A 20,692-nucleotide genomic window follows, 5' to 3' on the forward strand; every position below is an offset into this window, starting at 1 on the left:
TCGTTATGGTGCGCAGTATCTTACGCAGTTTTTCAGAGCCTCAGGGTTCTTGAGTTACAAACAACAAGCATATAAGGAAAAGATAGAATGGCTAAGGGGCAATCATTACAAGATCCGTTCTTGAACGCACTGCGTCGCGAACGTGTTCCAGTTTCTATTTATTTGGTGAATGGTATTAAGCTGCAAGGGCAGATTGAGTCTTTTGATCAGTTTGTGATCCTGTTGAAAAACACGGTCAGCCAGATGGTCTATAAGCACGCGATTTCAACTGTTGTTCCGTCACGTCCGGTATCTCATCACAGCAATAACACCGGTACTAGCGGTTCTGGCAGCTACCACCACGGCGGCAGCGCGCAAGGTTCTGCGCCACAACAAGACAACGAAGAAGCTGAATAAGGCATAACGTTGTTTTTCCAAGACGGGGAACCAGGGATGATGGGTTCCCCGCTGGTCTTTTTGAGAGGTTATACGCTTGTTTGACCGTTATGATGCCGGTGAGCATGCGGTACTAGTACACATCTATTTTTCGCAAGACAAAGACATGGAAGATCTAGAGGAATTTGAATCTCTGGTCTCTTCAGCCGGTGTCGAAGCATTGCAGGTGGTTACTGGTAGCCGTAAAGCTCCTCACCCGAAGTATTTTGTTGGTGAAGGTAAGGCAATTGAAATTGCCGATGCAGTGAAAGCCACTGGGGCATCGGTCGTTTTATTTGATCATGCGTTGTCTCCAGCTCAGGAGCGTAACCTCGAAGCGCTGTGTGAATGTCGTGTCGTCGACAGAACCGGCCTGATTTTAGATATTTTTGCTCAACGTGCGCGTACCCATGAAGGTAAGTTGCAGGTTGAACTGGCTCAGTTACGTCACATGGCAACTCGCCTTGTGCGCGGCTGGACCCACCTTGAGCGTCAGGGAGGGGGGATTGGTTCTCGAGGCCCTGGGGAAACTCAGCTTGAAACCGACCGCCGTTTACTACGCAATCGGATTATGCAGATCCTTGGACGCTTAGAACGAGTCGAAAAACAGCGTGAGCAAGGGCGAAGATCGCGTGCCAAGGCTGATATCCCAACCGTATCTCTGGTGGGCTACACCAACGCCGGCAAATCTACCCTGTTTAATCAGATAACTGCAGCTGGCGTTTATGCTGCAGATAAGTTGTTTGCCACACTTGATCCAACATTACGTCGTATTAACGTTACGGATGTTGGTGAAACCATACTGGCCGATACAGTAGGTTTTATTCGTCACCTGCCACACGATTTAGTGGCGGCGTTTAAGGCAACCTTGCAGGAAACTCGTCAGGCGACACTGTTATTACATGTCATTGATGCAAGCGACCTGAGGATTGAGGAAAACATTGCCGCGGTAGATACCGTTCTCGAAGAGATTGAGGCTGATGAAATTCCAACGCTCCTGGTGATGAATAAGATAGATATGTTGGATGATTTCGTTCCACGTATCGACAGAGATGATGAAAATATGCCGATTCGGGTCTGGCTTTCTGCCCAGACCGGAGACGGTATTCCACTGCTTTTCCAGGCTTTGACAGAGCGTTTATCTGGTGAAATTGCACAGCATACGTTGTGCTTACCCCCCCAGGCTGGACGACTTCGGAGCCGGTTTTATCAGCTTCAGGCAATAGAAAAAGAGTGGATGGAGGAAGACGGCAGTGTTGGCTTACAAATTCGTATGCCTATTGTTGACTGGCGTCGCCTCTGTAAACAAGAACCGGCACTCGCTGACTATATTGTCTAGCCAGTCAAGGGAATGTCCTGAAGACTTTTTCCCCTTCGGGGGATATCACCGCACAACAAATATGGAGCATAAACATGGCGTGGAATCAGCCCGGTAATAACGGACAGGACCGCGACCCGTGGGGAAGCAGCAAACCTGGCGGCGACTCTGGGGGTAACAAAGGAGGGCGGGATCAGGGGCCACCTGATCTGGATGATATCTTCCGAAAATTAAGTAAGAAACTTGGTGGTCTGGGCGGCGGTAAAGGCGGCGGTTCCGGTTCTGGTGGTGGTTCTTCGCAACTTCCACGTCCTCATATTGGTGGCCGCATGGTTGGCATCGTTGCCGCCGTGGCTGTTGTTATTTGGGCAGCGACTGGGTTCTACACCATTAAAGAAGCTGAACGTGGTGTTGTAACTCGTTTTGGTCAATTCAGCCATTTGGTTGAGCCGGGTCTGAACTGGAAACCGACATTCATTGATAGTGTCAGAGCGGTAAACGTTGAGGCAGTACGTGAATTGGCTGCTTCAGGTGTGATGCTGACTTCCGATGAGAACGTCGTTCGCGTCGAGATGAACGTCCAGTACCGTGTTACCGATCCGCGTCGTTATCTGTTTAGCGTAACCAGCGCAGACGATAGCCTGCGTCAGGCAACCGACAGTGCATTGCGTGGTGTTATTGGTAAATACACCATGGATAAGATCCTCACTGAGGGTCGTACCATTATTCGTAACGATACTCAGCGCGAACTGGAAGAAACCATTCGCCCGTACAACATGGGTATTACCCTGCTGGACGTCAACTTCCAGGCTGCTCGTCCGCCGGAAGAGGTGAAGGCTGCATTTGATGATGCGATTTCTGCGCGTGAAAACGAACAGCAATACATCCGTGAAGCAGAAGCGTATACCAACGAAGTTCAGCCGCGTGCTAACGGTCAGGCGCAGCGTATTCTCGAAGAAGCTCGCGCTTATAAAACACAGACTGTGTTAGAAGCTCAGGGTGAGGTTGCTCGCTTTGCCAGATTGTTGCCGGAATACAAGGCTGCGCCGGAAATTACCCGTGAGCGTCTGTATATCGAAACCATGGAAAAAGTGCTTAGCCATACCCGTAAAGTTCTGGTTAACGACAAAGGCGGTAACCTGATGGTTCTTCCTCTGGATCAGATGCTTAAAGGTGGTTCACAGCCTGCGGCGAAGAGCGATACTAGTGGTGCGAACAGCTTGTTGCGTCTGCCACCTGCATCCAGCTCAAGCAGCGGCAGCGCCAGCACACCGTCCTCGTCAAGCCGGGGCGATATCATGGATCAGCGCCGTGCCGACGCACAGCGCACTGATAACCAGCGCGTAGGGAGTGAATAACGATGCGTAAGTCAGTCATTGCTTTAATTATCATCGTGCTGGTAGTGCTGTTTACCTCGGTCTTCGTGGTACAGGAAGGTGAGCGCGGAATTACGTTACGCTTCGGTAAAGTGTTGCGTGATGACGAAAACAAGCCGGTGGTCTACGAACCAGGTCTGCATTTCAAAGTACCGTTTATCGAGTCGGTTAAAACCCTTGATGCACGTATTCAGACTATGGATAACCAAGCCGATCGCTTTGTAACCAAAGAGAAGAAAGACCTGATCGTTGATTCCTATATCAAATGGCGTATCAGTGATTTCAGCCGCTACTACCTGGCAACCGGTGGTGGTGACGTTTCTCAAGCTGAAGTGCTGTTAAAACGTAAGTTCAGTGACCGTCTGCGTTCTGAAATTGGTCGTCTTGATGTGAAAGACATCGTGACCGATTCTCGCGGTCGTTTGACTCTGGACGTGCGTGATGCGCTGAACTCAGGTTCTGCAGGTACTGACGATGAAGTGTCAACACCTGCTGCGGATGATGCGATTGCCTCAGCAGCTGCGCGTGTAACGGCGGAAACCAAAGGTAAAGTGCCAGTGGTTAACCCGAACAGTATGGCAGCGCTGGGTATTGAAGTGGTCGATGTGCGTATCAAGCAGATCAACCTGCCAGCTGAAGTGTCTGAGGCTATCTACAACCGTATGCGCGCAGAGCGTGAAGCGGTTGCTCGTCGCCACCGTTCACAAGGTCAGGAAGAAGCTGAGAAGCTGCGCGCTACCGCCGACTACGAAGTGACTCGTACTCTGGCAGAAGCCGAGCGTATGGGCCGAATCAGCCGTGGTGAAGGTGATGCAGAAGCTGCCAAACTGTTTGCTGACGCATTCAGCCAGGATCCAGATTTCTATGCCTTCATTCGTAGCCTGCGTGCTTACGAGGCGAGCTTCAATTCTGGTCAGGACGTTATGGTGTTAAGCCCGGATAGCGATTTCTTCCGCTACATGAAAACACCAGCGAACAGTTCACGTTAATATTCGCAAGTTATCTATCAAGAGCCGGTCTGACCGGCTCTTTTTTTATGGGTGTTAGAGGAAATTATGAATTCGACAATCTGGATGGCATTAGCACTGGTATTAGTGCTCGAAGGACTCGGACCAATGCTTTATCCGCGTATGTGGCGTCGTATGATAGCCGCTTTAATCCAATTACCCGATAACACGCTGCGTCGTTTTGGCGGCGGACTAGTGGTTGCAGGTGTCGTTGTCTACTACATGTTGAGTCGAAGCGGTGGTTAAGCCACGTTGAGGTGGCTGATTACCATTTTGTATACTAAAAGGGCTGATCATCGGGGAAACCGATGGTAGAATCCTTTTTTAAGCAAACGGTGATTTTGAAAAATGGGTAACAACGTCGTCGTACTGGGCACCCAATGGGGTGACGAAGGTAAAGGAAAGATCGTAGATCTTCTGACTGAACGGGCTAAATATGTTGTGCGCTACCAGGGCGGTCACAACGCAGGCCATACTCTCGTAATCAACGGTGAAAAAACCGTTCTTCATCTTATTCCATCAGGTATTCTGCGTGATAACGTTACCAGCATCATCGGTAATGGCGTTGTGCTGTCTCCTGCTGCACTGATGAAAGAGATGAAAGAGCTGGAAGACCGTGGGATTCCGGTACGTGAGCGCCTGCTGTTATCTGAAGCATGTCCGCTGATCCTTGATTATCACGTAGCGCTGGATGTGGCTCGTGAGAAAGCGCGCGGTGCTAAAGCTATCGGTACTACCGGTCGTGGCATCGGTCCTGCGTATGAAGACAAAGTGGCCCGTCGTGGCCTGCGCGTTGGCGACCTGTTCGACAAAGCTACCTTTGCCGACAAACTGAAAGAAGTTCTGGAATACCACAACTTCCAACTGGTTAACTTCTATAAAGTTGAAGCGGTTGATTACCAGAAAGTTCTGGACGATGTCATGGCTGTTGCTGACATTCTGACCAGCATGGTCGTTGATGTGTCCGATCTGTTGGATCAGGCACGTAAGCGCGGCGACTTCATCATGTTCGAAGGTGCTCAAGGCACACTGCTGGACATCGACCACGGTACCTATCCGTACGTGACCTCTTCCAACACCACCGCGGGTGGCGTGGCAACAGGTTCCGGCATTGGTCCACGTTATGTTGATTACGTTCTGGGTATTATCAAAGCGTACTCTACTCGCGTTGGCGCTGGTCCGTTCCCAACTGAACTGTTTGATGATATCGGCGAGTTCCTGTGCAAACAAGGTAACGAGTTCGGTGCGACTACTGGTCGTCGTCGTCGTACAGGTTGGTTGGATATCGTTGCTGTGCGTCGTGCAGTGCAGATCAACTCCCTGTCAGGTTTCTGCCTGACCAAGCTGGACGTACTGGACGGCTTGAAAGAAGTTAAACTGTGCGTAGGCTACCGTCTGCCAGATGGCCGTGAAGTGACTACCACTCCAATGGCTGCTGACGATTGGGAAGGTATCGAGCCAATCTACGAAACCATGCCAGGCTGGTCCGAAACGACCTTCGGCGTGAAAGAGCGTAGTGGTTTGCCGCAAGCAGCGCTGGACTACATCAAGCGCATTGAAGAACTGACTGAAGTACCAGTAGACATTATTTCTACCGGTCCAGACCGTTCTGAAACCATGATTCTGCGTGATCCGTTCGACGCATAATGATGTGATGGGGTGTGCTTAGCGCACCCCAACTGTTTTATCCTGCCGTTTTATCTACCTTCCCCTATTAAATAAATTAGCTGGCAACCTTATGGCTGGTTTATCATCAATCTATACCCGTCATACTTCATGTTGCAGCGGCGTTGGCTGCACTCACTCACCCCAGTCACTTACTTAAGTAAGCTCTCGGGGATTCTTGAGCTGGCCGCCTGGCTGCAACCCGAATTATTTAGGGTATAGTATTTACAGCTATTAAGCGTTTCCCCTCCCACCCTAGAGGTTGATGTGCAGTTAACGAGTTTTACTGATTACGGTTTACGTGCTTTGATTTATATGGCGTCTTTGCCAGAAGGCAAAATGACGAGCATTTCTGAGGTAACAGAAGTGTACGGAGTATCACGTAACCACATGGTGAAAATCATCAATCAACTCAGTCGCGCTGGCTATGTGACGGCAGTGCGCGGCAAAAACGGTGGTATTCGCCTCGGCAAACCTGCGCAAACAATTCGTGTGGGTGATGTGGTGCGCGAGCTGGAACCGCTATCTTTGGTGAACTGTAGCAGTGAGTTTTGTCATATTACCCCCGCATGTCGCCTCAAACAGGCACTGGCTCAGGCGGTGCAAAGCTTTCTAACAGAGCTGGATAAGCACACGCTGGCCGATTTGGTGGACCAAAACCAACCGCTCTACAAATTATTGCTGGTGGAATAAATCACGATTTCCTCAGCAAATGACAACGGAGGAACCGCAATGTCAAAAGATCCTTTTCAGGAACGAGAAGCCGAAAAATACGAAAACCCGATCCCAAGCCGGGAGTTTATTCTCGCCCATCTCTCCAAACGTGAAAAACCAGCCAATCGTGACGAACTGGCTGAAGAACTAAATATTACTGGTGAAGAACAACTTGAAGCGCTGCGTCGCCGTTTGCGAGCCATGGAACGCGATGGACAGTTGGTCTTTACCCGTCGCCAGTGTTACGCCCTGCCAGAACGTCTTGATTTGCTCAAAGGCAAAGTTATTGGTCATCGCGATGGCTTTGGCTTCCTGCGCGTAGAAGGTCGTAAAGACGATCTCTACCTTTCATCTGAACAGATGAAAATGTGTATGCATGGCGACATCGTACTGGCGCAACCGCTGGGTGCCGACCGTAAAGGCCGTCGCGAAGCGCGTATTGTGCGTGTGCTGGAGCCAAGAACCGGGCAAATTGTTGGCCGCTACTTTACCGATGCTGGTATCAGTTTCGTGGTGCCAGACGACAGCCGTCTGAGCTTCGATATCCTTATCCCACCAGAAGGGGTAATGGGTGCACGTATGGGCTTTGTGGTAGTGGTTGAACTCACCCAACGTCCAACTCGCCGCACCAAAGCGGTTGGTAAAATTGTTGAGCTTCTTGGCGACAACATGGGCACCGGTATGGCCGTTGATATGGCGCTGCGCACCCATGAAATCCCTTATATCTGGCCACCAGAAGTTGAAGCCCAGGTTGCTTCCCTGAAGGAGCAAGTGCCAGAAGAGGCCAAAGTTGGCCGCGTAGATTTGCGTGATCTGCCACTCATGACCATTGATGGTGAAGATGCGCGTGACTTTGATGACGCCGTATTTTGTGAGAAAAAACGTGGCGGCGGCTGGCGCTTGTGGGTTGCGATTGCTGACGTAAGTTATTACGTTCGCCCGCCAACCGCACTGGATAAAGAAGCGCGTAACCGCGGCACGTCAGTTTACTTCCCGTCGCAGGTTATCCCGATGCTGCCGGAAGTGCTGTCCAACGGCCTGTGCTCGCTCAATCCACAGGTTGACCGTCTGTGTATGGTCTGCGAAATGACTATATCTGCAACGGGTCGCCTGACAGGCTCTAAATTCTACGAAGCGGTAATGAGTTCCCATGCGCGTCTGACCTACACCAAAGTGTGGCATATGTTGCAGGGCGATCAGGAACTTCGTGAGCAGTATGCGCCGCTGGTTAAGCACATCGAAGAGCTGCATAACCTGTATAAAGTGCTGGATGTTTCTCGCGCCGAGCGTGGTGGCATCTCGTTTGAAAGTGAAGAAGCGAAGTTTATCTTCAACGCTGAACGCCGCATCGAGCGCGTTGAGCAAACTGTACGTAACGATGCGCACAAGCTAATCGAAGAGTGCATGATCCTCGCGAACATTGCAGCCGCTCGCTTTGTTGAAAAACATAACGAACCGTCACTGTTCCGCGACCACGATCGTCCAACCAACGAAGCGATCACCTCGTTCCGTTCTGTGCTGGCTGAACTGGGTCTGGAATTACCGGGCGGGCAGAAGCCTGAACCGCGTGATTACGCAGAACTGCTGAACTCGATTGCCGATCGTCCGGATCATGAAATGCTGCAAACTATGCTGCTGCGCTCCATGAAACAGGCGGTTTACGATCCAGAAAACCGTGGTCACTTTGGCCTTGCGCTGCAATCTTATGCGCACTTTACTTCGCCGATTCGCCGCTATCCGGACTTGTTGTTACACCGTGCAATTAAGTATCTGCTGGCGAAAGAGCAGGGCCATAAGGGCAACAGCACCGAGTCTGGCGGCTGGCACTATGACATGGAAGAGATGCTGCAACTTGGCCAGCATTGTTCTATGGCGGAACGCCGTGCCGATGAAGCTACACGCGACGTTGCCGACTGGCTGAAATGCGACTTTATGCAGGATCAGGTCGGTAATACCTTCACTGGCATCATCGCAAGCGTCACCGGTTTTGGCTTCTTTGTCCGTCTTACGGATCTGTTTATCGATGGCCTGGTGCACGTTTCTACTCTTGATAACGACTACTACCGCTTTGACCAGGTTGGGCAACGCCTGATTGGTGAATCCGGTGGGCAGACTTATCGCCTGGGTGACCGTGTAGAAGTGCGTGTTGAAGCCGTTCACATGGACGAGCGCAAGATTGATTTTGCTTTGCTCTCTAGTACTCGCGTACCTCGCGGTGCGGGTAAAACTGAGAAAGACAAAGCGAAAAGAGGCGCTAACGGCAACGGACCGAAACGTCGTCAAGCTGGCAAACGCGTAAACTTCGAGTCAGACAGTGCTTTCCGTAAAGAGAAAGGCCCTGCGAAGCCGAAGAAAGCGAAAGCCGACAAAAAAATCGAGAAAACCGCCGAACCGAAGGTGAAGAAACCAAAAACGCCATCGGACAAAACTCGTAAGATAGCGGCAGCCACGAAAGCTAAGCGGGCAGCGAAAAAGCAGCCGAGTTAGTCTTGAAAGGGTGGATGAAACTTCGTTTATCCACCCTGACACTGCTTTTCGTAGGTCGGATCAGCGTAAGCGACATCCGACATTTACGAGCAAATTAACACCGGTGCATCAGCACCTGAAATGAGTAACAGTAATGAGTGAAATGATTTACGGCATTCACGCCGTCCAGGCGCTACTTGATAACGCCCCCCAGCGTTTTCGGGAAGTCTTTATCCTTAAAGGCCGTGAAGACAAACGTCTGATGCCTTTAATTCATGCGCTGGAAGCCCAGGGTGTTCCGGTTCAAATGGCAAACCGCCAATGGCTGGATGAAAAATCTGAAGGCGCTGTGCACCAGGGCATTATTGCTCGCGTGAAACCGGGTCGTCAGTATCAGGAAAATGATATTCCGGACCTGCTTGCAGGTCTTGAACAGCCATTCTTGCTGATTCTGGATGGCGTTACCGACCCGCACAACCTCGGTGCCTGCTTGCGTAGCGCAGATGCTGCCGGCGTGCATGCGGTTATCGTACCGAAAGACCGCTCTGCACAACTGAACGCTACTGCCAAGAAAGTGGCCTGTGGTGCAGCTGAGCATGTTCCGCTTATCAGTGTGACCAACCTGGCTCGAACTATGCGTTTATTGCAGGAATCGAACGTTTGGATCGTCGGTACCGCGGGTGAAGCAGACCACACCTTGTTCCAGAGCAAAATGACCGGCCCAATGGCGCTGGTGATGGGCGCTGAAGGGGAAGGTATGCGTCGTCTGACTCGCGAACATTGCGATGAGCTGATTAGCATCCCAATGGCTGGAACCGTTTCTTCATTGAATGTTTCCGTCGCGACCGGTATTTGCCTGTTCGAAGCTGTGCGTCAACGCAGTTAATTTCTTATGGGGTGCTTTCGCACCCCGCTTTGTGATCCCTCTCCATGCATAAGCGCTGTCACCGTCCATACTAATGGCATTGCCATTAATGGGAGGGAACACGATGCGCTGGCAAACTCATACCGTTTTTAACCAACCAATACCCCTCAACAACAGTAACCTTTTTCTTTCTGATATCTCGTTAACCGAGGCTGTAGCCCGTGAAGGGGCTGGCTGGGATGCGGAACTTCTGGCAAGTATCGGCCAACAACTGGGTTCAGCTGAATCACTGGAGCTCGGCCGCCTGGCGAATGCCAATCCGCCTGAATTACTCCGCTATGATTCCAGCGGTGAGCGGCTCGATGATGTGCGCTTTTATCCTGCCTGGCATTTACTAATGCAAGGGCTGTGTGCCAATCGGGTACACAATTTGCCGTGGCAGGAAGATGCCAGGCAAGGCTCGTTTGTGGCCCGTGCTGCGCGCTTTGTTCAGCATGCGCAGGTGGAAGCAGGAACGTTATGCCCTATCACCATGACATTTGGTGCCACTCCTCTCTTACTTAAGCATCTACCCAAAGAGTTTAAGCCGTGGCTGAAGCCGCTACTCAGCGATCGTTACGATGCGCACCTCTCACCTGGCACTCAAAAACGTGGCCTGCTCATCGGTATGGGCATGACTGAGAAGCAGGGGGGCTCAGATGTGCTCAGCAACACCACGCGTGCAGAGGCGATCGATAAACGTGGCCCTGGTGAAATGTATCGCATAGTCGGCCACAAATGGTTTTTCTCCGTTCCGCAAAGCGATGCGCATTTGATTCTGGCGCAGGCGAAAGGCGGCCTTTCGTGTTTCTTCCTGCCGCGATTTTTACCCGATGGGCAACGTAACCAGGTTCGTTTCGAGCGTTTGAAAGACAAGCTCGGTAACCGCTCCAACGCCAGCAGCGAAGTTGAATTTTGCGATGCTACGGCGTGGCTTATCGGTGAAGAAGGTGAGGGAGTTCGCTCAATTCTCAAAATGGGTGGTTATACCCGTTTTGACTGTGCACTTGGCAGCCATGGCCTGATGCGCCGCGCGCTCTCTGTCGCGTTATATCACGCACACCAACGTCAGGCATTCGGCAAGATGCTGATCGACCTGCCGATTATGCGCCAGGTTCTGGGGCGTATGGCTTTGCAACTTGAAGGGCAAACGGCGTTTCTGTTTCGTCTGGCTCGCGCCTGGGAATCACCCGGTAATCCGCATGAGTTGGCTTATAGTCGGCTGTTTACGGCTGTGGCTAAATTTAGCGTCTGCAAATCGGGTATCCCCTTTGTCGCGGAAGCCATGGAAGTGCTTGGGGGAATGGGTTATTGCGAAGATAGCGAGTTGCCACGCATTTACCGTGAAATGCCGGTGAATAGTATCTGGGAAGGATCGGGCAATATCATGAGCCTTGATGTGCTGCGCGTTCTGGCCAAACATCCCGGTGCGATGGAGATGTTGCATGCGGAGTTTGACGAAGTGAAAGGGCAAAATCGGCATTTCGATCGTAGCTGGCGGCAGTTGCAACAGCGGCTTCGTAAGCCACAAGAGGAATGGGGCAGGGAAGTTACCCGAATGCTGGCTCTTCTGGCGACAGGTACCCAGGTTTTACAGCATCTCTCTCCACCGTTAGGTGAAGCCTGGTGCCGTATGATGCTGGACTCGCGGGGGGAAAGTGTTTTACCGAATCAGGTACTTATTGATGTACTACTCAGAGCGACAGGCCGCACAGGATAGAACAAAAAAGCCAGCGCCATAAAGGGGAGTATCAATGGCCGCTGGCTTATTTATGCATAAATAATGGCTTGTACACGCCAGCCTTCAGCAAGCTGGTTTTCCTGCATTTTAACGATGCGATAGTATGATGCTCCATGTTCGTCAGCCTTCAGGGCAATGACTTTCTCTACATCTTGCACGCTACCGGCAATACCATTCACAGAAATCATGCCGATTTCATTCAAACCCGTCACACAATCTGCGGCAACATCTTCTGCCGATTGTGCCGACGTTGTGATTAGCCCCACGGACAGCAGTAATGAGGTTAAGGCAAGCGATCGTTTCATAATTAGCTCCTTTAATACTTACCCTAAATCAGCAGGGCAATCCTTCGCGTGGGTGAACTTCAGACCTGTCCGTTGGCTGAGGTTCATTGTGCATAACAAACGATCAATTGACGCAAAGCTATGTAAATATGCATAAATTAAACACAGTGCTAAATTACTTACGGTACAAAATGGCCTGGGCATACCACTGACCAGGTACTACCGTCTCATCGTTTAGCACGATGACGTAATAATCCGCTTTGGCTGCAACAGCTTTCTCTTCTAGCGCTCGTTCTGCGTCCATCGGAGAGCCGTGCTCAAGTGCTGTCACCGTCCCTATTTTGGTCAAACCCTGCGTTTGGTAACGCTGGATTTCCTGAGGGGTTCCGGTTGCAGGCGGCGCTGGTTGTGGTGTCCCTTGTAACACGCTACAAGCACTGAGCGTGGTCGCAAGTAACACAGCTGATAGCAATCGCATGATCGTTTCTCGTCTCTTAATAGCCATAGTGTAGCCCCGGTTTTTTTCTGAGAAGAGGGAATGTTCCCATTTTGTTAGCTTCCCCGCGCTTTTTAATCACTTTCGAATGAAAATCGCTAAGCAGATCTCATAGTGAACAATAATCACAACCCATCAATGACTTGCCATCCACAGGACCCTGACATACAAAGGATATATCACACCAATATAGGGCTAATATCATGATTGAAATATATACCGAACAGCTTGCGGGCATTGAAGTTCTCCACGCTGTGCCCTCCGGGAAAAAAGAGTGCAAACTCCCGGTGGTATTTTTCTATCACGGTTTTACTTCCTCTAAACTGGTTTACAGTTACTTTGCGGTCGCTCTTGCTCAGGCTGGAATGCGCGTGATTATGCCCGATGCCGAGCAACACGGTGCGCGATTTAATGGCGATGACACCGCGCGGCTGTATCAATTCTGGTCGATTCTTAAACACAACATTGATGAGTTTTCGCCGCTTTATCAGGCTTTATCTGAACGCTATCCCGTAGATGAGCGACGAGTTGCTGTGGGTGGTGCTTCAATGGGAGGCATGACGGCTCTTGGTATTATGGCGCGTTATCCGCAAGTTCGCTGCGTGGCATGCCTGATGGGATCGGGATATTTTATGTCGCTTGGGCAAACGCTATTTTCACCACGAGCGGAAGAGGCTGAATCACTCAATGCACTCGCCGAATATGACATCAGCCATCAGCTAGAAAGCATCGGTAACCGGCCACTTTTGCTGTGGCACGGCGAGGATGATGATGTTGTTCCAGCGGCTGAGACATGGCGTTTGCAGCAAGCGCTAGTTGAGAAGGGGCTGGATAAGCAACTGATCTGCTTACGGGAACCAGGCGTCAAGCACCGCATTACGCCAACGGCTCTGGATGCCGCCAGCCGCTTCTTTAGTGAGAACCTTTAATTACACCAGAATCACTTGCACACCCTGATCTTCAAGTTTTTTGACCACTTCAGGGTTTGCTTGCTTACCGGTAATCACTAAATCAATCTGCTCCGTGCGGCTAAAGAGCATACCCGCGCGTTGCCCTACTTTTGAGCTATCGACCAATACAGCCAGCTTACCCACGACGCCCAGCATCTTTTGCTCTGCCATTGCGGTTAGCATATCCGTTTTATAAAGTCCTTCAGACGTCAGCCCTTTGCCACTGGTAAACATCCAGTGCCCGGCATACAGCGAAGTCTCGTTTTCTTGCGGCCCAAGGGTAATGGAGTGGCTTTTATTATATTGCCCGCCCATGATCACCACACTTTCATGATTTTCGTCGATAAGGTAATTAGCCAGCGGAAGATAGTTAGTAATGATCTGCACTGGTTTGCCACATATCTGCTGGCCGAGTAAAAAAGCAGTCGATCCGCAGTTGATCACGACACTTTCACCTTGTTTGACGAGCGCTGATGCAGCACTGGCAATACGGCTTTTCTCATCGTGATTTTGCGCCAGATGAATATTCATTGGCGTCCAGCGCAGGCGCTGCTGGCTAATGGCTTCGGCACCGTTACGGACTTTTTTCAGTCTGCCGCTCTCATCGAGCTTATTAATATCACGCCGTGCGGTCGCCGGAGAGATCGCCAGGCGTTCCATCACTTGTTCGACAGTCACAAATCCTGTTTGCTGGAGCAGTTCGAGCAGGATCTGGTGGCGTTGTGCTTCGGTCATGAATTTTTCCGATGAGAGATGATTTTTAAAGATGATATTTGAAATCAGATGGAATACCTAAAGGAAAAGCCGGATATTGACCCGGCTTCACAACATTACAAGAAGGACTTAAACGGCAGATCCGGTTCATGAGTAAAGCAATCATCAAACCCGCGTGGGTAGTGATATTCGAACTGATCTTTATCCAGCGGCCAGGTAAATTTGCCACCCACCTGCCAGATAAATGGCTTAAAGCCATACTTCAGTCGATCTTTCTTCATATTCCACAGCACACGGATCTCTTGCGGATCGGCCTGGAAATTCGACCAGATATCATGATGGAACGGAATGACCACTTTGGTATTCAATGACTCCGCCATGCGTAAAATATCAGCACTAGTCATTTTGTCGGTGATCCCGCGTGGGTTCTCGCCGTAAGAGCCGAGTGCGACATCAATCTGATGATCATTGCCATGTTTTGCGTAGTAGTTGGAATAGTGAGAATCTCCGCTGTGGTAAAGGTTGCCACCAGGGGTTTTGAACAGATAGTTGACTGCGCGTTTATCCATGCCATCAGGTAATATACCCGCCGCTTTTTCATCAGCAGGAAGCGTAATCAGCGCGGTACGATCGAAAGCATCTAGCGCATGAATTTCAATGTCTTTCACTTTCACGACATCACCGGGTTTCATTACGATGCAACGCTCGCGCGGAACACCCCAGCCAATCCATAAATCAACGCAGGTCTGCGGCCCAATAAATGGCACATCATCGGCACAGTTCTGCATCACTGCGGCCGCCACGTTCACGTCGATATGATCGTTGTGATCGTGTGTTGAAAGTACCGCATCAATATTGCGAATAGCGAAAGGATCGAGCACGAACGGTGTGGTGCGCAGGTTGGGCTGCAATTTTTCCACCCCAGCCATGCGCTGCATCTGGTGGCCTTGTTTCATCAGCGGATTGCCGTGGCTTTGCTTACCGGTACCACACCAGAAATCAACGCAGATATTCGCACCACCCTGGGATTTCAACCAGATACCCGTGCAGCCCAACCACCACATGGCGAAGGTTCCAGGGGCAACCACTTCCTGCTCAATTTCTTCATTCAGCCAGCTACCCCATTCCGGGAAGGTGCTTAAAATCCAGGATTCACGGGTAATCGTCTCAACCTTACTCATCAGCCTTCTCCTATCCATTTAGAATCAATAATCACAAGTGATCAAATTGTGATTTATATTGACATCAAATTTTTAAATTTAGAAGTTTTTTCTGACAGGTTATTTTGTGGATTTCACCTTTAAACACTTATTAAATGAGAAGGATGAAAGGGGGTTGTTTTTATATTTATATGTTTTTTAAGGTTTATTTGTCTTTTTTGATTGCTGGGAATTAACCGTAGTGTAATTGTGGAAAATAAATTGCGTACTTCCTCACAAATAATCATTTTCAATCTTGTTGTGATTATTTTTGACAAATAGAGTGAGGGCGAACATTACTTCCGCCTGTTTTCTGATCGAAACAGGGAGCGACTACCCTACGGAGAGCTTTATGGAGATCCTCTACAACGGCTTTATCATTTTCTTTAACCAGGTAATGACAAACGCCCCTTTGCTACTAGGGATTGTGACTTGTCTGGGCTATGTGCTTTTGCGTAAAAGCGTCAGCGTAATTATCAAAGGCACCATCAAAACGATTATCGGCTTTATGTTGCTGCAGGCAGGCTCCGGGATTTTGACCGGCACGTTTAAACCCGTTGTCGCGAAGATGTCTGAGGTTTATGGGATTAACGGCGCTATTTCAGATACTTATGCATCGATGATGGCGACGGTCGAAAGAATGGGCGACGCCTACAGTTGGGTGGGATACGCCGTGTTATTGGCTCTGGCACTCAATATTATTTATGTGTTGCTACGGCGTATTACGGGGATCCGCACCATCATGCTGACTGGTCACATCATGTTCCAGCAGGCGGGCCTCATTGCCGTGTTCTTCTTTATCCTCGGCTACCCAATGTGGACAACCATCATTTGCACCGCGGTGTTGGTTTCCCTCTATTGGGGTATCACCTCCAACATGATGTATAAACCGACACAAGCCGTGACGGAAAACAGCGGTTTTTCTATCGGTCACCAACAACAATTCGCTTCGTGGATTGCCTACAAAATCGCACCGTATCTAGGAAAAAAAGAGGAGAGTGTTGAAGATCTTAAATTACCGGGCTGGCTCAACATCTTCCACGACAACATCGTTTCCACCGCCATTGTTATGACGCTGTTTTTCGGCGTGATCCTTTGTTCATTCGGCATCGATGTTATGCAGGCGATGGCCGGTAAAACTCACTGGACTATCTACATTCTGCAAACCGGCTTCCAGTTCGCGGTGGCGATTTTCATCATCGTTCAGGGCGTGAGAATGTTCGTCGCAGAGTTGTCCGAAGCCTTTAACGGTATCTCACAGCGCTTAATTCCAGGGGCGGTTCTCGCCATCGACTGCGCAGCTATCTACAGCTTCGCACCAAACGCAGTGGTGTGGGGATTCATTTGGGGAACCATCGGCCAGTTGATTGCCGTCGGCATTCTTATCGGACTCGGTTCTTCCATCATGATAATCCCAGGCTTTATCCCAATGTTCTTCTCTAACGCCACCATTGGCGTGTTTGCCAACCACTTTGGCGGCTGGCGCGCGGCGCTAAAAATCTGCCTGGTGATGGGCATGATTGAAATCTTTGGCTGTGTCTGGGCTATCAAACTCACCGGATTAAGCGCCTGGATGGGCATGGCTGACTGGTCGATTCTTGCACCACCATTAATGCAAGGGCTGACGCTTGGGCTGTGGTTTATGGGGGTGGTTATCGTGATTGCACTGATTTACATGTTCTTCGCCGGGCGCACTCTTCGTGCCGAGGAAGATGCAGAAAAACATCTGGCAGAGTCATCTGCCCACTAAAAGGATCTGGATTATGACGGTACGAATTCTGGCGGTATGCGGTAACGGGCAGGGTAGTTCCATGATCATGAAAATGAAGGTGGATCAGTTCCTGACGCAGCAGGGCGTCAATCACTCAGTAAACAGCTGCGCGGTGGGTGAGTACAAAAGCGAACTGAGCGGTGCCGATGTCATTATCGCCTCAACGCACATTGCTGGTGAAATCACTGTGGTAGGCAATAAATATGTGGTGGGTGTGCGCAACATGCTTTCGGCTGCGGACTTTGGACCAAAGCTGATGGAAGTGATTACTGCGCACTTCCCGCAGGATCTGAAATAGAGAGGCACCATGAAACTTCGTGACTCATTGGCTGATAACCACTCAATTTTACTTCAGGCGCAGGCGGAAACCTGGCAGGACGCGATCAAGCTGGGCGTTGACCTGCTGGTAAAAGCGGATGTTGTAGAGCCGCGCTATTACCAGGCGATTCTGGATGGCGTCGCACAACACGGGCCTTACTTCGTAATTGCCCCTGGTCTTGCTATGCCACATGGTCGGCCAGAAGAAGGGGTCAAAAGTACCGGTTTTTCTCTGGTAACGCTGAAAACCCCGCTGGTGTTTAACCACGAAGATAACGACCCGGTGGATATTCTTATTACCATGGCTGCTGTTGATGCCACTACACATCAGGAGGTCGGCATCATCCAGATCGTTAATCTATTTGAAGATGAAGCCAATTTTGATCGTTTACGCGCCTGCCGCACCGCGCAGGAAGTGTTGGATTTAATTGATCGCGCTACGGCGTAGGCCCACAGTATAAGGAGCTTTTTATGTCTCATTCATTACCGATGCTGCAAGTTGCGCTAGATAACCAGACCCTATCAGACGCTTACAAAACTACGCGCCTGATCGCTGAAGAAGTCGACATTATTGAAGTAGGAACCATTCTTTGCGTGGGCGAAGGCGTGCGCGCGGTGCGTGACCTCAAAGCGCTCTATCCACATAAAATTGTACTGGCCGATGCCAAAATTGCGGATGCCGGGAAAATCCTCTCGCGGATGTGTTTCGAAGCGCATGCTGACTGGGTTACGGTGATTTGCTGTGCCGATATCAACACCACTAAAGGTGCGCTGGAAGTGGCCCGTGAATTTAACGGTGATGTGCAAATCGAGCTGACAGGTTTCTGGACGTGGGAACAAGCCCAGGAGTGGCGTGCTGCGGGCATCGAACAAGTGGTTTATCACCGCAGCCGTGATGCGCAAGCTGCGGGCATTGCCTGGAGCGAAACGGATATTAGCGCAATCAAACGCCTGGCTAATATGGGGTTTAAAGTGACGGTTACGGGTGGTCTTGCGCTTGAAGATTTACCGCTGTTTAAAGGCATTCCGATTCATGTATTTATTGCCGGGCGCAGCATTCGTGATGCAGCCTCGCCTGTAGATGCGGCTCGCCAGTTCAAACGTGCTATCGCCCAGCTTTGGGGATAAGGACTGCTCATGTTGAATAAGCAAGTGCCGCTGGGTATTTACGAAAAGGCGCTTCCTGCCGGGGAGTGCTGGCGGGAAAGGCTACAACTCGCTGCCAGTCTGGAGTTCGATTTTGTCGAGATGTCGATTGATGAAACTGATGAACGCCTCGCACGGCTTGACTGGAGTCGCGAACAGCGATTTTCCTTGGTACAAGCCATCGCGGATACCGGGGTGCGCGTTCCTTCTATCTGCCTGAGTGCGCATCGCCGTTATCCACTAGGCAGTGAAAATGACGAAATTCGTAACCATGGGCTGGAGATCATGCGTAAAGCCATCAAGTTTGCGCAAGACGTTGGCGTACGCGTAATTCAGCTGGCGGGTTACGATGTCTATTACCAGCAAGCCAACGACGAAACCCGTCGCCGTTTCCGTGAAGGCCTGACTCAGGCTGTTGAAATGGCGAGCCGCGCCCAGGTCACATTGGCAATGGAAATCATGGACTACCCGCTGATGAACTCCATCAGCAAAGCGATGGGTTACGCGCATTACCTGAATAACCCTTGGTTCCAGTTGTATCCGGACATCGGCAATTTATCCGCATGGGATAACGACGTGCAAATGGAGTTGGAGGCAGGGCGCGGGCACATTGTGGCGGTTCACGTAAAAGACACGAAGCCCGGCGTGTTCAAAAATGTTCCCTTCGGCAGCGGCGTGGTGGCGTTTGAGGATTGCTTTGCGACCTTAAAACGCAGTGGCTACCGTGGCCCATATTTGATTGAAATGTGGAGTGAAGCTGCGGTAGATCCGGTTGCTGAAATTATCGCTGCTCGTGATTGGGTGCTCGCTCGCATGGCAACTGCCGGTTTGCTGGAGGCTGATTATGCAGCATCTTAAACAGCAGGTTTTTGAGGCGAATATGGCGCTTCCACGGCATGGTCTGGTGACCTTCACCAGGGGGAATGTCAGCGGTATCGACCGCGAGCGGCAATGCATTGCGATTAAGCCAAGCGGCGTGGCCTATGAGCAGATGTCTGCTGACGACATGGTGATAGTCGATATGAACGGTGCGGTGATTGAAGGGAAGTGCCGCCCTTCGTCTGATACCGCGACACACCTCGCACTATATAGGCAATATCCCGAACTCGGCGGCGTTGTTCACACTCACTCTACCCATGCCACCGCATGGGCGCAGGCTGGGCTAAGTATTCCGGCACTTGGCACGACACATGCTGATTACTTTTTTGGTGATATTCGCTGCACTCGCGCATTAACTATCGACGAAGTGCAGGGCGAATATGAGCTAAATACCGGCAAAGTGATTATCGAAACCTTAGGTAGCCATCACCCTCTGCACACGCCCGGCGTCGTGGTTTATCAACATGGCCCGTTTGCATGGGGGAAAACAGCCGAAGACGCAGTACATAACGCGGTGGTTATGGAGGAAGTGGCGCGAATGGCGTGGATTGCTCGTGGGATTAATCCGGCACTTAAACCTATCGACAGTTATTTGATGAACAAACACTTTCAGCGCAAACATGGCCCGAACGCTTATTACGGGCAGGGAAGATAAATACGCGAGATAATTGAAGTTACAGGCACATGGCTTTGGCCTTTTAAATCGCATTTGCGCGGGCTCCAACTCTCTTTAAATTTCAGTATGAAGCGTATAAAAAAGCCCCCGCAAGCGGGGGCAAGTCAAACGTTGGCTTTCTATGTCGTTGTGGTATTCCTGGTGTTAACGCCTTACTTCATTACCTCATTGCATTCTGCTACCGGTAAATGTCAGCGCTTACGCGCATATTGCCGTTACTACCGGGTTCTCTCATCAAAATAGTGTGGTAGTACTTTGCATTGTGCTGATCTGCATCCTCATGGATAGCAACTTCAGCTTCCTGTTCTGTCGCGAAGTTATGGTTGATATAAATAACCCCAAGGCTCATCACATCATCCATATTTTGTGCCTGGCGACCATCAATCTTGATCGCGGCAGCTGCATTTGAACTAAGCAAAATCGCCGCCAGAAAGGCTAAAACTGTAATTTTCATAATCCGCTCCACTACAACTTAATGTGTCAGCTGCGGTCGTCGCTCCTGTTAATAAATAGTGGCGGCCTATGACAATAAGTGTAAACCCTTAGGGTTGGATAAAAAGCGACCATTTCTGATGATGTTGGTCAAAAATTTTAAGTGATCCAGGTCAAAGTTATAGATTTCACTGAGTTAGCGCTTGTTAGAAATTTAGCCTT

22 protein-coding genes are annotated in these 20,692 nt (G+C 50.3%); 17 read left to right on the top strand and 5 right to left on the bottom strand.

From position 1 onward, the window contains the following. Nucleotides 1–87 precede the first annotated feature (87 nt). The 10 genes from hfq (at nucleotide 88) to LVQ76_RS13860 (ending at nucleotide 11,584) form a co-directional block, all read left to right on the top strand. Nucleotides 88–396, top strand: a complete 309-nt coding sequence (gene hfq, locus LVQ76_RS13815; protein ID WP_151994108.1) for an RNA chaperone Hfq — start codon at nucleotides 88–90, stop codon at nucleotides 394–396. A 76-nt stretch (nucleotides 397–472) separates the two neighbouring features. Beyond that, nucleotides 473–1,753 (top strand): ribosome rescue GTPase HflX, encoded by a 1,281-nt coding sequence (hflX, locus tag LVQ76_RS13820; RefSeq protein ID WP_151994107.1) that lies wholly within the window; start codon nucleotides 473–475, stop codon nucleotides 1,751–1,753. 74 nt (nucleotides 1,754–1,827) lie between these two features. Continuing rightward, nucleotides 1,828–3,090, top strand: coding sequence for an FtsH protease activity modulator HflK (gene hflK, locus LVQ76_RS13825; protein ID WP_134186262.1), 1,263 nt, complete (start codon nucleotides 1,828–1,830; stop codon nucleotides 3,088–3,090). Nucleotides 3,091–3,092: 2 nt separating this feature from the next. Beyond that, the gene (gene hflC, locus LVQ76_RS13830) at nucleotides 3,093–4,097 is read left to right on the top strand and encodes a protease modulator HflC (protein WP_034461175.1); all 1,005 of its coding nucleotides are present in this window, start codon (nucleotides 3,093–3,095) and stop codon (nucleotides 4,095–4,097) included. Between the two features lie 66 nt (nucleotides 4,098–4,163). After that, nucleotides 4,164–4,361, top strand: a complete 198-nt coding sequence (locus tag LVQ76_RS13835; protein ID WP_034461177.1) for a DUF2065 domain-containing protein — start codon at nucleotides 4,164–4,166, stop codon at nucleotides 4,359–4,361. A 102-nt stretch (nucleotides 4,362–4,463) separates the two neighbouring features. Beyond that, nucleotides 4,464–5,762 (top strand): adenylosuccinate synthase, encoded by a 1,299-nt coding sequence (locus tag LVQ76_RS13840; RefSeq protein WP_034492792.1) that lies wholly within the window; start codon nucleotides 4,464–4,466, stop codon nucleotides 5,760–5,762. A 285-nt stretch (nucleotides 5,763–6,047) separates the two neighbouring features. After that, nucleotides 6,048–6,473 (top strand): nitric oxide-sensing transcriptional repressor NsrR, encoded by a 426-nt coding sequence (gene nsrR / locus LVQ76_RS13845; RefSeq protein ID WP_034461180.1) that lies wholly within the window; start codon nucleotides 6,048–6,050, stop codon nucleotides 6,471–6,473. 39 nt (nucleotides 6,474–6,512) lie between these two features. Further along, nucleotides 6,513–8,981, top strand: a complete 2,469-nt coding sequence (gene rnr, locus LVQ76_RS13850; RefSeq protein WP_134186264.1) for a ribonuclease R — start codon at nucleotides 6,513–6,515, stop codon at nucleotides 8,979–8,981. 133 nt (nucleotides 8,982–9,114) lie between these two features. Then, nucleotides 9,115–9,846, top strand: a complete 732-nt coding sequence (gene rlmB, locus LVQ76_RS13855) for a 23S rRNA (guanosine(2251)-2'-O)-methyltransferase RlmB (RefSeq protein ID WP_154152004.1) — start codon at nucleotides 9,115–9,117, stop codon at nucleotides 9,844–9,846. A 103-nt stretch (nucleotides 9,847–9,949) separates the two neighbouring features. Beyond that, nucleotides 9,950–11,584 (top strand): isovaleryl-CoA dehydrogenase, encoded by a 1,635-nt coding sequence (locus LVQ76_RS13860; RefSeq protein ID WP_232921875.1) that lies wholly within the window; start codon nucleotides 9,950–9,952, stop codon nucleotides 11,582–11,584. A 50-nt stretch (nucleotides 11,585–11,634) separates the two neighbouring features. Here the strand turns inward: LVQ76_RS13860 and LVQ76_RS13865 are convergent, their stop codons facing one another. After that, nucleotides 11,635–11,910 (bottom strand): YdgH/BhsA/McbA family protein, encoded by a 276-nt coding sequence (locus LVQ76_RS13865; protein WP_034461185.1) that lies wholly within the window; start codon nucleotides 11,908–11,910, stop codon nucleotides 11,635–11,637. 154 nt (nucleotides 11,911–12,064) lie between these two features. Further along, nucleotides 12,065–12,394 carry a biofilm peroxide resistance protein BsmA gene (gene bsmA, locus LVQ76_RS13870; protein ID WP_064515702.1) on the bottom strand — a complete coding sequence of 110 codons (330 nt, stop codon included), beginning with the start codon at nucleotides 12,392–12,394 and terminating at the stop codon, nucleotides 12,065–12,067. A 194-nt stretch (nucleotides 12,395–12,588) separates the two neighbouring features. On the opposite strand from bsmA, the gene yjfP reads away from it, so the two are divergent. Then, nucleotides 12,589–13,314 carry an esterase gene (gene yjfP, locus LVQ76_RS13875; RefSeq protein WP_232865689.1) on the top strand — a complete coding sequence of 242 codons (726 nt, stop codon included), beginning with the start codon at nucleotides 12,589–12,591 and terminating at the stop codon, nucleotides 13,312–13,314. On the opposite strand, the gene ulaR is transcribed toward yjfP, so the two are convergent. Beyond that, on the bottom strand, nucleotides 13,315–14,070 hold the full coding sequence (ulaR, locus tag LVQ76_RS13880; protein ID WP_232865688.1) for an HTH-type transcriptional regulator UlaR: 756 nt from the start codon (nucleotides 14,068–14,070) through the stop codon (nucleotides 13,315–13,317). 95 nt (nucleotides 14,071–14,165) lie between these two features. Continuing rightward, on the bottom strand, nucleotides 14,166–15,230 hold the full coding sequence (gene ulaG, locus LVQ76_RS13885) for an L-ascorbate 6-phosphate lactonase (protein WP_232865687.1): 1,065 nt from the start codon (nucleotides 15,228–15,230) through the stop codon (nucleotides 14,166–14,168). A gap of 370 nt (nucleotides 15,231–15,600) precedes the next feature. Between ulaG and ulaA the strand changes: the two genes are divergently transcribed. From ulaA to LVQ76_RS13915, 6 genes are read left to right on the top strand one after another with little or no spacing between them, the layout of a single operon-like run. Then, nucleotides 15,601–16,998, top strand: coding sequence for a PTS ascorbate transporter subunit IIC (ulaA, locus tag LVQ76_RS13890; protein WP_151994092.1), 1,398 nt, complete (start codon nucleotides 15,601–15,603; stop codon nucleotides 16,996–16,998). A 13-nt stretch (nucleotides 16,999–17,011) separates the two neighbouring features. Beyond that, entirely contained in the window at nucleotides 17,012–17,317 is a 306-nt protein-coding gene (gene ulaB / locus LVQ76_RS13895) for a PTS ascorbate transporter subunit IIB (RefSeq protein ID WP_151994091.1), read from the top strand. Between the two features lie 9 nt (nucleotides 17,318–17,326). Next, a complete protein-coding gene (gene ulaC, locus LVQ76_RS13900) occupies nucleotides 17,327–17,785 on the top strand; it encodes a PTS ascorbate transporter subunit IIA (protein ID WP_232921876.1) in 459 nt (152 codons plus the stop codon). A gap of 23 nt (nucleotides 17,786–17,808) precedes the next feature. Next, nucleotides 17,809–18,465 (top strand): 3-keto-L-gulonate-6-phosphate decarboxylase UlaD, encoded by a 657-nt coding sequence (locus LVQ76_RS13905; protein WP_232904672.1) that lies wholly within the window; start codon nucleotides 17,809–17,811, stop codon nucleotides 18,463–18,465. Between the two features lie 9 nt (nucleotides 18,466–18,474). After that, nucleotides 18,475–19,341 (top strand): L-ribulose-5-phosphate 3-epimerase, encoded by an 867-nt coding sequence (locus LVQ76_RS13910; protein WP_232865684.1) that lies wholly within the window; start codon nucleotides 18,475–18,477, stop codon nucleotides 19,339–19,341. After that, complete coding sequence (locus tag LVQ76_RS13915; RefSeq protein ID WP_232921877.1) at nucleotides 19,328–20,017, top strand: L-ribulose-5-phosphate 4-epimerase; 690 nt, start codon at nucleotides 19,328–19,330, stop codon at nucleotides 20,015–20,017. The genes LVQ76_RS13910 and LVQ76_RS13915 overlap by 14 nt, the downstream gene beginning before the upstream one ends. A 199-nt stretch (nucleotides 20,018–20,216) precedes the next feature. On the opposite strand, the gene yjfY is transcribed toward LVQ76_RS13915, so the two are convergent. Beyond that, nucleotides 20,217–20,492: a DUF1471 family protein YjfY gene (gene yjfY / locus LVQ76_RS13920; protein WP_232865682.1), complete on the bottom strand. Its 276-nt coding sequence runs from the start codon at nucleotides 20,490–20,492 to the stop codon at nucleotides 20,217–20,219. Nucleotides 20,493–20,692 lie beyond the last annotated feature (200 nt).

Source organism: Buttiauxella cochleicola, from assembly GCF_021283185.1.
Classification (GTDB): domain Bacteria; phylum Pseudomonadota; class Gammaproteobacteria; order Enterobacterales; family Enterobacteriaceae; genus Buttiauxella; species Buttiauxella massiliensis.